This window comes from Nocardioides silvaticus (assembly GCF_003160695.1).
In the GTDB taxonomy this organism is placed as follows: domain Bacteria; phylum Actinomycetota; class Actinomycetes; order Propionibacteriales; family Nocardioidaceae; genus Nocardioides; species Nocardioides silvaticus.
Map to the genome: position 1 here is coordinate 31,720 of NZ_QGDD01000013.1, position 11,832 is coordinate 43,551.

Consider the following 11,832-nt stretch of genomic DNA (forward strand, 5'->3'; position numbering starts at 1 on the left):
CACTTGTGATCTACTGGACTGCATGTCGCAGTCCATTTCAGCCAGTCGGGTGGCCACCCTCGCCGGCGACTTCCACCGCTCACCCGCCTACGTCGGGTTGGCCGACGCCCTCAAGGAGCTGATCGGCGACGGCCGCATCGGCTACGGCACCCGGCTGCCGAGCGAGCGCGAGCTCACCGCGGCGCTGGGCGTCTCCCGGACGACGGTGACCCGGGCGTACGCCGTGCTGCGCGACACCGGGTACGCCGAGGCCCGCCACGGCTCGGGCACGTTCACCCGACTGCCGGGCGGGCCGACCCGGGCCCACGACCGGGCGCTCTGGCCCACCCACGTCAGCGGCGGGGTGATCGACCTGGTCTGCGCTGCTGCCACCGCCCCGCCCGGGATGGCGGCGGCGTACGCCGAGGCGGCGGCCGCCCTCCCGGCGCACCTCGGCAACCACGGCTACTACCCCGCCGGGCTGCCCGACCTGCAGGCCGCCATCGCCTCGTCGTACGACGACCGCGGGCTGCCCACCGACCCCGAGCAGATCATCGTCACGACCGGTGCGCTGGCCGCGAGCGCCGTCGTGGGCGCCGCGTTGGTCGGCCCGCGCGAACGGGTGCTGATGGAGTCACCGACCTATCCCAACGCGGTCCAGGCGCTGAAGACCGGCGGCGGCCGGCTGGTCACGATCCCGCTCGACCCGTCCGGGTGGGACCTCGATGCAGTCGGGCAGGTCCTCGCCAAGCACGGGCCGCGACTGGTGCACGTCATGCCCGACCACCACAACCCGACCGGGCTGGTGATGACCGAGGACGAGCGGGCGGCGTACGCCCGGTTGCTGTCGCGGCACGGGGCGACCGCCCTCGTCGACGAGGCCCACCACACCCTGCGACTCGACGACGACCCACCGCTACCGCCGTTCGCGACGTTCTCGCCGGACGCGATCACGGTCGGCAGCGTCAGCAAGAGCATCTGGGGTGGGCTGCGGATGGGGTGGATCCGGGCGCCCCACAACCTGGTCGACACGCTCACCCGGGCCCGGGTCGGTCTCGACCTCGGGGCTCCCGTGCTCGAGCAGGTGCTGCTCACCCAGCTCATCGGCAGCGGCCTCGAGACGATGCTGGCCGTGCACCGCGAGCGGCTCCGCGAGCAGCGCGACGCGCTCGTCGCCGCGTTGCACGAGGAGCTCCCCGACTGGACGTTCCGCGTCCCTGTCGGCGGGATGGCGTTGTGGTGCCACCTCCCCTCCGACCCCCCGGCCGGCGCGACCGCCCTCGTCATCGAGGCGGAGCGCCACGGCGTGATGCTGGCCCCCGGGCCGTCGTTCGCCCCCGCGGGCGGGCTCGACCGCTACCTGCGCTTCCCCTTCACCGTCCCGGTCCCCCAGCTCCAGGAGGCCGTCCGACGGGTCGCCGACGCCTGGCGTGCCGTCTACGGCACGGGCCCGGCGTCCTCCGCCGTACCCCGGCGACGCGGGGGCGTGCTGGTCGCCTGACCCCTCCGGTCGTCGAGGAGTAGAGCGAGCGCAGCGAGCCCCTGGTCGTCGAGGAGTAGAGCGAGCGCAGCGAGCGACGTATCGAGACGCCGCAAGCCGCCCATGGCCTCAGGTCGGCGGCCGGGCGCAGGCGTCTCGATACGCCCTCGCGCCAGAGCGCTCGGGCTACTCGACGACCGAGAGCGGCTCGGGCTACTCGACGATCGATAGGGCGTCAGACGAGGTCGACGGCGCGGATCGAGGCGGCCGAGATCGCGGAGGCGATCTCGGTGAGGGTGTCGGCGGGGATCGCGGAGTCGACGGACAGGGCGACGAGCGCCTGGCCGCCCTTGGAGTCGCGGGAGACCTGCATGCCGGCGATGTTGACCTGGGCGTCGCCGAGGATCTGGCCGACGGTGCCGACCATGCCCGGGCGGTCGTCGTAGGTGAAGAACGCCAGGTGGTCGGTCGGCTCGATGTCGATGTCGTAGCCGTTGACCTCGACCAGGCGCTCGCGCTGGTGGATGCCGACGAGGGTGCCGCTGACGGAGATCTGAGCGCCGTCGGCCAGGGTGCCGCGGATCGTGATCAGGTTGCGGTGGTCGGGGCTGTCGGCGTCGGTGACGAGACGTACGGCGACGCCTCGCTCGGCCGCGAGGAGCGGTGCGTTGACGTAGGAGACCTGGTCCTCGACGACGCTGCTGAACACGCCCTTCAGCGCGGCCAGCTCGAGCACCTTGACGTCGTGGTCGGTGATCTCGCCGCGCACCTCGACGTCGAGCTGCTGGGGGAGCTCGCCGGCAACGCCGGTGAAGATCTGGCCGAGCTTCTCGGTCAGCGGGATGCCGGGCCGCACGTCCTCGGCGATGACGCCGCCCTGGACGTTGACGGCGTCGGGCACCAGCTCGCCGGCGAGCGCGAGGCGCACCGACCTCGCGACGGCGATGCCGGCCTTCTCCTGGGCCTCGTCGGTCGAGGCGCCGAGGTGGGGGGTCGCGACGACGTTCTCCAGCTCGAAGAGCGGGCTGTCGGTGCACGGCTCCTTGGCGAACACGTCGAGGCCGGCGGCGGCGATGCGGCCGGTCTTGAGGGCGTCGAAGAGGGCGGCCTCGTCGACGATGCCGCCCCGGGCGGCGTTGACGAGCACGAGCGACGGCTTGGCCTTGGCGAGTTGGTCGGCACCGATGAGGCCCGCGGTCTCGGGAGTCTTCGGCAGGTGCACGGACATGAAGTCCGACTCCGACAGGAGGGTGTCGAGGTCGACGAGGCGGACGCCCATCTGGGCGGCGCGGCCGGCCTGCACGTAGGGGTCGTAGGCGATCACGTTCATGCCGAAGGCGCTCAGCCGTTGGGCGACGAGGACGCCGATCCGGCCGAGGCCGACGATGCCGACGGTCTTCTCGTAGAGCTCGATGCCGCTGTACCTCGACCGCTTCCACTCGCCGTTCTTCAGCGCCGCGTGTGCGGGCGAGACGTTGCGGGCGGCGGCGAGCATCAGCGCGACGGCGAGCTCGGCCGCGGAGACGATGTTGGAGGTCGGCGCGTTGACGACCATCACACCGGACTGGGTGGCCGCCTTCACGTCGACGTTGTCGAGGCCGACCCCGGCCCGCGCGACGACCTTGAGGCGCTTGGCGGCGGCCAGCGCCTCGGCGTCGACCTTGGTCGCCGACCGCACGAGGATCGCGTCGACGTCGGCGATCGCGGGCAGCAGCTCGTCGCGGTCCGCACCGTTGCAGTGCCGGATCTCGAAGTCCGGGCCCAGCGCCTCGACGGTGGCGGGGCTGAGCTCTTCGGCGAGGAGTACGACGGGACGGTCAGTCACAGCTGTGGGGTCCTTCGAACGAGGATCGTGCGGGGCGGTGAAGGTGCACGACGCTGTGCCTCTCCTCACGGTACCGGACCGGTTCCTGTGTCACGAACCTGTGTCAGACATCGAAAGGGCGCGTGGCGGGCCGGACGTAAATGGGTCGCGCCCCGCACGCCCGCGCGCCTACGGTGGTGCACATGGAGCTCTGAGGCCGTCCGCGTCCGCCCCCTCACCCAGAGAGCTCCTATGTCTTCGGTCATCTCCCTCTCCTCCGTCGGCTTCGCCTGGCCCGACGGCACCGTCGTCCTCGAGGACCTCGAGCTGCTCGTCGGCACCGGCCGCTCCGGCCTGGTCGGCGCCAACGGCGCCGGGAAGTCCACCCTGCTGCGGCTGGTCGGCGGCGAGCTCATCCCGACGTCGGGCCACATCGCGGTGACCGGCCGGGTCGGCTACCTGCCGCAGGACCTCACCCTGCGGGTGGAGCAGCCGGTGGCGTCGTTCCTCGGCATCGACCGGCAGCTGCGCGCGCTCCGCGCGGTCGAGGCCGGCTCGACCGACCAGGCCGACTTCGACGCGATCGACGACGCCTGGGACGTCGAGGACCGCGCGGTCGCCGAGCTGGCCCGGCTCGGGCTGCCCGACGGCACGCTGACGCGCACGATGGGCGAGCTCTCCGGCGGGGAGGTCACTCGGCTCGGGCTCGCCCGCCTGCTGCTGGACCGGCCCGACGTGCTGCTGCTCGACGAGCCGACCAACAACCTCGATGCGCAGGCGCGGGAACGGCTGTACGACGTCGTCGACTCCTGGCGCGGCACCCTGCTGGCGGTCAGTCACGACCGTGACCTCCTCGAGCGGATGGACCGGATCGGAGACCTGCGCGAGGGCGCGGTCCGGTGGTACGGCGGCGGCTACTCGTCGTACGTCGAGCAGGTCGACGCCGAGCAGGCGGCGGTCCGCCAGGCGGTGACCGCGGCCCGCTCCGACGTCCGGCGGCAGCGGGCCGACCGGGTCGAGGCGGAGCGGGTGCTGGCCCAGCGCCGGCGCCAGGGCCGAGCGGCCCAGCTGAGCGGCGGCATCCCGAAGATCGTCTCCGGCGGCAAGAAGCGCAAGGCGGAGAACTCGGCGGCGGCCTACCGGAAGGTGCACGACGAGCGGCTCAACGCTGCGCGCGAACGGCTCGACGAGGCGCAGACTCGGCTCCGCGAGGACCGGGAGATCCGGGTCGATTTGCCCGGCACGGTCGTGCACCGCGGCCAGCAGGTGCTGGGGACCCGTGGCCTGGTGCTGCGGACCGGCGCCGCGGTCGACCTGACGGTCGATGGCCCGGAGCGGATCGCGGTCACCGGCGCGAACGGAGCGGGCAAGACGACGCTGCTCGAGACCCTCGCGGGCCGGCTGGCCCCGTCCGCCGGGGCCGCGACCGTGCACGTGCCGGTGGCCTACCTCCCCCAGCGACTGGACGTCCTCGACGAAGCGCTGAACGTCGCGGAGAACGTCGCTCGCCGGGCGCCGGACGCCGATGTGACGGCCGTCCGCTTGCGGCTGGCGCGGTTCCTCTTCCGCGGCGCCGCCGCCGACAAGGAGGTCGGGGCGCTGTCGGGCGGCGAGCGGTTCCGCGCGTCGCTGGCGTCGCTGCTGCTCGCCGACCCGGCGCCCCGGCTGCTGCTGCTGGACGAGCCCACCAACAACCTCGACTTCGCCTCGTACGACGCGCTGGTCTCGGCGCTCGCCTGCTACCGCGGCGCGCTCGTCGTCGCCAGCCACGACGAGGCGTTCCTCACCGACATCGGGGTCGGCCGGACGGTCCGGCTCTGAGGGTGTCCGGGCAGGGTCAGATCGCGCAGCCGTCGGGGCCGCAGGCGTCGGCGTCCTCGGCGCCGGGCACCGTCGCGAGGACCGGCCGGCTCTCCGACCACGCGCGCTCGAGGAGCTGGGCGAACAGCTCGGTCGGCTGGGCACCGGAGACGCCGTACTTCTCGTCGACCACGAAGAACGGCACACCGTTGGCGCCGTACGCCCGCGCCTGCGCGACGTCGGCGGCGACCGCGTCGGCGTACTCCTCGCTCGCGAGCACCGCGCTGACCCGTCCGGCGTCGAGGCCGATCCCGGTCGCGACCTCGCGGAGGACGTCGTGGTCGGCGAGGTTGCGGGCCTCGCCGAAGTAGGCGTGCAGGAGAGCGTCCTTGAGCGCCGCCTGCTGGCCCCGGCCGCCCTCGGCGAGCGCGAGGTGGAGCAGCCGGTGGGCGTCGACGGTGGCGGCATGCGGCGAGTCGGGGTGCCGGGACCAGTCCATCCCGAGCTCGGCGGCGACCGCGATCACCGCGCCCTGCTTCTCGGCGGCCTCCTCGAGGCTCAGTCCGTACTTGCGGGCCAGCATCTGCTGCGCCGTCTCCGTGGGCTCGGTGGGAGCACCGGGGTCGAGAAGGAAGGAGTGGAAGACCATCTCCACCTCGTCGCGGTGCGGGAAGTCGGCCAGCGCCCGCTCGAGCCGGCGCTTGCCGATGGAGCACCAGGGACAGACGACGTCGGACCAGATGTCGATGCGCATGTCGTTGAAACCGCAAGCACCTCGGTGGTGTTCCCCGGGGGTGCTCCCGCCGTACCCCGAGGGTCGGCCTCCCCCTCCCCTGGGTGGCCTCAGGGTCGGGTCAGGGGCCGATCCGGGGGTCTGCCCGACGCGCGCAGGAGGGCTCGGCCGGAAGGCTGACGGCCATGATCACCATCGACTCCCTCACCAAGAAGTACGGCGCCTTCACCGCCGTCGACGAGGTGACGTTCACCGCCGAGCCCGGTCGGGTGACCGGCTTCCTCGGCCCGAACGGCGCCGGCAAGTCCACCACCATGCGGGTCATGGTCGGCCTCACCGAGCCGACCTCCGGCCACGTCCACGTCCTCGGCCGCCCCTTCGGCGCCCTGCCGAACCCCGGCCGCGAGGTCGGCGTCCTGCTGGACGCGTCCGCCCAGCACGCGGGCCGCACCGGCCGCGAGATCCTCACCATCGCGGCGCGCACCATGGGCCTGCCCAAGGGGCGCGTCGACGAGATGCTCGAGCGTGTCAGCCTCACCGAGGAGGAGGCGGGCCGCCGTGTGCGCAACTACTCCCTCGGCATGCGGCAGCGGCTCGGCATCGCGACCGCGCTGCTCGGCGACCCCGAGGTCCTCATCCTCGACGAGCCGGCCAACGGACTCGACCCGGCCGGCATCCGTTGGATGCGCGACCTGCTGCGCGGGTTCGGTGACCAGGGCGGCACCGTGCTGCTCTCCAGCCACCTGCTCCACGAGATCGAGGTCATCGCCGACGACATCGTCGTCATCGGCAACGGCCGGATCGTCGCGGGCGGCACCAAGGAGGAGCTGCTGGCGTCGGCCGGCACCCTGGCCCGCGCGGCTGACCCCGCCGTCCTGAGCCGCGCCCTCGAGGCCGCCGGCCTCGTCACCTCGATCGCCGACGGCGCGGTCTTCACCGACGCCGACCTCACCACCGTCGGGCGGGCGGCGTTCGCCGCCGGCATCGCCCTCACCGAGCTGCGCACGGCCGACGGAGCGGGGCTGGAGGAGATGTTCCTCGAGCTGACCGCCGAGAGCCAGCGCGACGCCGTCACCGACAACAAGCTGGAAGGAGCCGCGGCATGAGCACCGCGACCATGACCCCGGAGGCGTCCAACACGCCTTCGACCGTCGGCGGCGGGACCGCTGCCGTCGCCCGGCGCCCCGAGCGCGCCGTACCCGACCCGATCCCCTTCGGCCGGATCCTCGGCGTCGAGCTGCGCAAGATGTTCGACACCCGGTCCGGCTTCTGGCTGATGGCGAGCATCGTCATCACCTCGGCTGTCGCGACCGTGCTGACCGTCCTGCTGAGCGACCGCGACGAGCTCACCTTCGACTCGTTCGCCGCGTCGGTCGGCAGCCCGATGTCGATCATCCTGCCCATCATCGGCGTCCTGGCGATCACCAGCGAGTGGAGCCAGCGGACCTCGCTGACCACGTTCACGCTGGTGCCGAGCCGGGGCCGGGTGATCGGGGCCAAGCTCGTCAACGTGCTGGTGATCGGCGCGGTCTCGATGCTGATCGCCCTCGGCGTCGGCGCCGTCGGCAACCTGGCGACCGCTGCCATCACCGGCAACGACGCGGTGTGGGACATCCCGGCCTGGACGTTCGCCCAGATCGTCCTCGCCAACGAGCTCGGCATGATCTTCGGCTTCACCCTCGGCCTGCTGTTCCGCAGCTCGCCCGCGGGCATCGTCGGCTACTTCGTGTGGGCCCTGGTCCTGCCTGGGATCTCCGAGGCGCTCGCGTCCGCCCAGGACTGGTGGGCCGACAACGCCGCCTGGTTCGACGTGAACCAGACCCGGTTCCTGCTCTTCGACTCCAAGCTGACCGACACCGAGTGGGTCCAGCTGGCCGTCACGTCGGGCATCTGGGTCGTGCTGCCGTTCCTCATCGGCCTGCGGCTGGTCATGCGGTCCGAGGTCAAGTAGCGCGCACCCGACGTCCTGCGGACGGGGCCGCCGACGGCCCCGTCCGTCGGACGTCCTCGTCGGTCCTAGTCCGATCGGGCCATCCGTCCGGACCCCTTGACCGATGTGGTCGCCGCGCCCGTGGCGCAGGGTAGAGATGCGATGAAAAAGGAGGCACCCGATGCTTGTCGCACCAGCAGCGTTCCCGACGCCGAAGCCGGAGACCCGGCCCTCCGCCGGCGAACGGCAGGCCACGTGGGCGATCATCCTGATCTCCCTCGCCCTGTTCTGGTACGGCGTGGGCGTGGGTGTCCAGCACCTCTGGACCTCGTTCGCCGGCTGACCGGCGCCGGCTACCGCTGACGCGGGATCGCCAGCCACTCCGCCCAGGAGAGGTCGCGCCCGACGTACCGCGGGGCCTGCAGCGGCCAGTCCTCGGCGATCCACCTCGGGACCAGCTCGTCGAGGGCGGTCTCGACCTCGGTGCCGACGTACTCGTCGCGCACCCACCACGAGATGTCCGCGTCACCGCCGGCCTTGTCGGTCGGGTCGATGTAGACGCAGCCGATCAGCTCGGTCTCCTCGGCGTCGAAGAGCGCGTAGTTGAAGGACTCGTGGGCCACGATCTCGTCCCAGTGGTGCTGCAGGTCCTCCCGGTCCTGCTCGGCGGTCATGTCGGCCGGCGGCCAGCCCCACGCCTCGCCGTAGATCGACCACAGCCGCTCGCGGGAGCCCATCACCGCGGGCATGTCGAGCTCGGTGTCGTCGGGGTGGATCGGCCGGAGGTGGTGCCCGGTCGGCAGCTCGACGCGGGTGGGGTGCTCCCAGTCGGCGGGCAACCAGGGGGTCTCGTCGTTGGTCACCGCGGCACCCTACGTGCGGAGCGCGGGCCGCGCCGCCGAATTGCGGCGGGCGGGCGCGGCGGGGGCGCGGGCGACGTCGCGGGATGACAGCATCGCGGGATGACGGCACTCTCGGCCCGGCTGCTCGGCGGCTTCCTCGCGATCGCGACCGTCCTCGGACTCGGGGCCGCCCCGGCCACGGCAGCCGACCCGGAGCCGCCCGTCCTCACCATCACCGCGCCGCGCGCGCACGAGGGCGAGCCGACGACGGTGACCGTGGTCGTCACCCGGCTCGGCGCGCCGGTCAGCGGTGCGGCCGTGACCGTCGAGCGCCGTCGGAACGGCGCCTGGACACCGGTCGCGGAGGTGGTCACCGACGCCCAGGGCGTCGCCACGACCGAGGTCACGTTGGCCCGCGACCCGCGCGACAACACGGTCCGCGGCACGACCCCGCCGACCCAGGAGCACGAGGGAGCGACGGCCACCTTCGACGTACCGCTGGAGAAGCGGGACAGCGTCGTGACCTTGCGTGGGCCCGAGGAGTTCAAGGACGAGACCGAGGCGACCTTGACGATCCGCTGGCGAGCGGTGGGCGGCGGACCGGTGGCCGGGAACGTCCGGCTCCTGCGCCGGCTCGCGGGCGAGCGGAAGTGGCACGCCGTACGACGGCTCGCGACCGGCGCCGACGGCGAGGTCGCTGTCGACGTGTCCCCGCGCGTCGACAGCCGCTGGCGCGCGATCGCCGTCGGGGTGCCGTGGGCGCGCCGCGGCCGCAGCGACGTGCACCGCCTCGACAACCTGCCGCCGATCGCGCCGGTGTCGATGCCGCGCGGGGCGCCGCGCCCGCGCCGGTCGCTGCCGCCGCAGAAGCACGCGGTCGGCAAGGGCGCCAACGCCAAGATCTCGCGGATCCCCGGCGGCGTGTGGCGGCAGATGACCGGTCGCAGCTGGCACGCCGGCTGCCCCGTCGGGCGCGCCGGCCTGCGGCTGGTCCGCGTCAACTACTGGGACTACACCGGCTACCGGCGCCGCGGCGAGGTCGTCGTCGCCTCGGGTGTCGCCCGTCAGGTCGCGGGTGCGCTGAAGGCGATGTACGCCGCCGAGCTGCCGATCCGCTCGATGTACCGCGTCGACCGGTTCGGCTGGTCCGCCCGGCTGCACGGGGCCGACGACTACGCCTCGATGTCCGCCGGCAACACCTCGGCCTTCAACTGCCGGGAGGTCGTCGGCCGCCCCGGCGTCCGGTCACCGCACTCCTACGGCCGGTCCCTCGACATCAACCCGTGGGAGAACCCCTACCGCTCCCCCCGCGGCGTCTTCCCCAACACCTGGTGGCTGAGTCGCTCCCACCCCGAGGTCGCCTGGCGCTCCCGGAGCCACCGCGTCGTGCAGATCATGGCGGGCCACGGCCTGCGCTGGACCTACGGTCTGCAGGACATCCACCACTTCGACGCCGTCCCCCGCGGCGGGCGGATGATCGCGCTGCCCCGGGGTTGTGCGGACGTGGTGTGCCACTGAGCCGGGCTGGCCGGTCCGCGGAATACCCGGTCGACCGGGTGTTCCGCGGGTTGTCAGCCTCTGCAATGGCTGACAACCCGTGGGATACCCGGTCGACCGGGTATCCCACGCCGCCCCGAGCTCAGCGCGCCGCCGAGCCCTCGGTGTAGTCGTCGTCGGTCTGCTTCCACGCGAAGTGGGCGCGGAGCGCCTTGCCGGTCGCCTCGATCGGGTGGCCGGCCTCCTCCTCGCGGAGCTTCTGGAACTCCGGGGCGCCGGCGTCCTGGTCGGCGATGAACCGCTCGGCGAAGGAGCCGTCGCGGATCTCGGCGAGGATGCCGCGCATCGACTCCTTGACGGCGCTGTCGATGACCCGCGGTCCGGAGACGTAGTCGCCGTACTCGGCGGTGTCGGAGACCGACCAGCGCTGCTTGGCGATGCCGCCCTCCCACATCAGGTCGACGATCAGCTTGAGCTCGTGGAGCACCTCGAAGTAGGCGATCTCCGGCTGGTAGCCGGCCTCCATCAGGGTCTCGAAGCCGGCCTGCACGAGGTGGGAGACGCCGCCGCAGAGGACGGCCTGCTCGCCGAACAGGTCGGTCTCGGTCTCCTCGGCGAAGGTGGTCTTGATGACGCCGGCGCGGGTGCCACCGATGGCCTTGGCGTAGGACTTCGCCAGGTCCCACGCAGAGCCGGACGCGTCCTGCTCGACGGCGATGATGTCCGGGATGCCGCGGCCGGCGACGTACTCGCGGCGCACCGTGTGTCCCGGCGCCTTCGGGGCGACCAGGATGACGTCGACGCCCTCGGGCGCCTGGATGTAGCCGAACCGGACGTTGAAGCCGTGGCCGAACACGAGCGTGTCGCCGGCGGCGATGTGCGGGGCGATCTCCTCGGCGTAGATCGTGCGCTGGTGCTGGTCGGGGGCGAGCACGACGATGACGTCGGCCTCCTCGACGGCCTCCGCGACCGGGAGCACCTTGAGGCCCTGCTCCTCGGCCTTCGCGACGCTCTTGGAGCCGGGGCGCAGGCCGACGCGCACGTCGACGCCGGAGTCGCGCAGGTTCAGCGCGTGGGCGTGGCCCTGGCTGCCGTAACCGATGACGGCCACGTGCTTGCCCTGGATCAGGGACAGGTCGGCGTCGTCGTCGTAGTAGATCTCAGCCACGGGGGGCTTCTCCTTCATCTCTTTGCTGGTCGAGCCTGTCGAGACCCGATGGACGGTGGTGCTTTCAGCTGGCAGGCGTGACGGGTACGGCGACCGGCTTGCCGCGCTCGGAGATCGACCGCGAGCCGCGGCCGATCGCGATCGCACCCGACTGCACGAGCTCACGGATGCCGAACGGCTCGACCACGCGGAGGAAGTCCGCGATCTTGCCGGTGTTGCCGATGATCTGGATGGTCACGGCGTCGGGGGCGACGTCGACCACCTTCGCCTTGAACAGCTGGACCGCGTCGAGCACCTGGCTGCGGGTCTCGGGGGTGGCGCCCACCTTGACCAGCACCAGCTCGCGCTGGACCGCTGCTGCAGCGTCGAGCTCGACGATCTTGATGACCTCGACCAGCTTGTTGAGCTGCTTGGTGACCTGCTCGAGCGGACTGTCCTCGACGTTGACGACGATCGTCATCCGGGAGACCTCGGCATGCTCGGTCGGGCCGACCGCGAGCGACTCGATGTTGAAGCCGCGGCGGCTGAACAGGGCCGCGATCCGGGTCAGGACGCCGGGCTTGTTCTCGACCAGGACCGACAGGGTGTGCTTGGCCATG

Annotated in this window: 11 protein-coding genes; 6 read left to right on the forward strand and 5 right to left on the reverse strand. The window is 72.4% G+C overall.

The genetic code is table 11. The features are described 5' to 3' along the window. The first annotated feature begins 22 nt into the window (after positions 1 to 22). On the forward strand, positions 23 to 1,480 hold the full coding sequence (gene yczR, locus DJ010_RS20970) for a MocR-like transcription factor YczR (RefSeq protein WP_109697409.1): 1,458 nt from the start codon (positions 23 to 25) through the stop codon (positions 1,478 to 1,480). A 214-nt stretch (positions 1,481 to 1,694) separates the two neighbouring features. On the opposite strand, the gene serA is transcribed toward yczR, so the two are convergent. Then, positions 1,695 to 3,284 (reverse strand): phosphoglycerate dehydrogenase, encoded by a 1,590-nt coding sequence (serA, locus tag DJ010_RS20975; RefSeq protein WP_109697410.1) that lies wholly within the window; start codon positions 3,282 to 3,284, stop codon positions 1,695 to 1,697. Between the two features lie 231 nt (positions 3,285 to 3,515). Here serA and DJ010_RS20980 point away from each other — a divergent pair, with 231 nt between their 5' ends. Then, the gene (locus tag DJ010_RS20980) at positions 3,516 to 5,084 is read left to right on the forward strand and encodes an ABC-F family ATP-binding cassette domain-containing protein (protein ID WP_109697411.1); all 1,569 of its coding nucleotides are present in this window, start codon (positions 3,516 to 3,518) and stop codon (positions 5,082 to 5,084) included. A 16-nt stretch (positions 5,085 to 5,100) separates the two neighbouring features. On the opposite strand, the gene DJ010_RS20985 is transcribed toward DJ010_RS20980, so the two are convergent. Further along, a complete protein-coding gene (locus DJ010_RS20985) occupies positions 5,101 to 5,817 on the reverse strand; it encodes a DsbA family oxidoreductase (RefSeq protein ID WP_109697412.1) in 717 nt (238 codons plus the stop codon). A gap of 164 nt (positions 5,818 to 5,981) precedes the next feature. Between DJ010_RS20985 and DJ010_RS20990 the strand changes: the two genes are divergently transcribed. The 3 genes from DJ010_RS20990 to DJ010_RS22200 all read left to right on the forward strand — a co-directional run bounded on the left by DJ010_RS20990 (position 5,982) and on the right by DJ010_RS22200 (position 8,069). After that, positions 5,982 to 6,902, forward strand: a complete 921-nt coding sequence (locus DJ010_RS20990; protein WP_211318907.1) for an ABC transporter ATP-binding protein — start codon at positions 5,982 to 5,984, stop codon at positions 6,900 to 6,902. Next, positions 6,899 to 7,747 (forward strand): ABC-2 transporter permease, encoded by an 849-nt coding sequence (locus DJ010_RS20995; protein ID WP_109697413.1) that lies wholly within the window; start codon positions 6,899 to 6,901, stop codon positions 7,745 to 7,747. The genes DJ010_RS20990 and DJ010_RS20995 overlap by 4 nt, the downstream gene beginning before the upstream one ends. Positions 7,748 to 7,907: 160 nt before the next feature. After that, positions 7,908 to 8,069: a hypothetical protein gene (locus DJ010_RS22200; RefSeq protein WP_158283088.1), complete on the forward strand. Its 162-nt coding sequence runs from the start codon at positions 7,908 to 7,910 to the stop codon at positions 8,067 to 8,069. 10 nt (positions 8,070 to 8,079) lie between these two features. Here DJ010_RS22200 and DJ010_RS21000 read toward each other — a convergent pair whose 3' ends face one another. Further along, positions 8,080 to 8,589, reverse strand: a complete 510-nt coding sequence (locus tag DJ010_RS21000) for a GNAT family N-acetyltransferase (RefSeq protein ID WP_109697414.1) — start codon at positions 8,587 to 8,589, stop codon at positions 8,080 to 8,082. Between the two features lie 99 nt (positions 8,590 to 8,688). Between DJ010_RS21000 and DJ010_RS21875 the strand changes: the two genes are divergently transcribed. After that, positions 8,689 to 10,086 (forward strand): M15 family metallopeptidase, encoded by a 1,398-nt coding sequence (locus tag DJ010_RS21875; protein WP_146207425.1) that lies wholly within the window; start codon positions 8,689 to 8,691, stop codon positions 10,084 to 10,086. Between the two features lie 121 nt (positions 10,087 to 10,207). Here DJ010_RS21875 and ilvC read toward each other — a convergent pair whose 3' ends face one another. Further along, on the reverse strand, positions 10,208 to 11,233 hold the full coding sequence (ilvC, locus tag DJ010_RS21010; protein ID WP_109697446.1) for a ketol-acid reductoisomerase: 1,026 nt from the start codon (positions 11,231 to 11,233) through the stop codon (positions 10,208 to 10,210). A gap of 64 nt (positions 11,234 to 11,297) precedes the next feature. Beyond that, positions 11,298 to 11,831 (reverse strand): acetolactate synthase small subunit, encoded by a 534-nt coding sequence (ilvN, locus tag DJ010_RS21015; protein ID WP_109697415.1) that lies wholly within the window; start codon positions 11,829 to 11,831, stop codon positions 11,298 to 11,300. Position 11,832 lies beyond the last annotated feature (1 nt).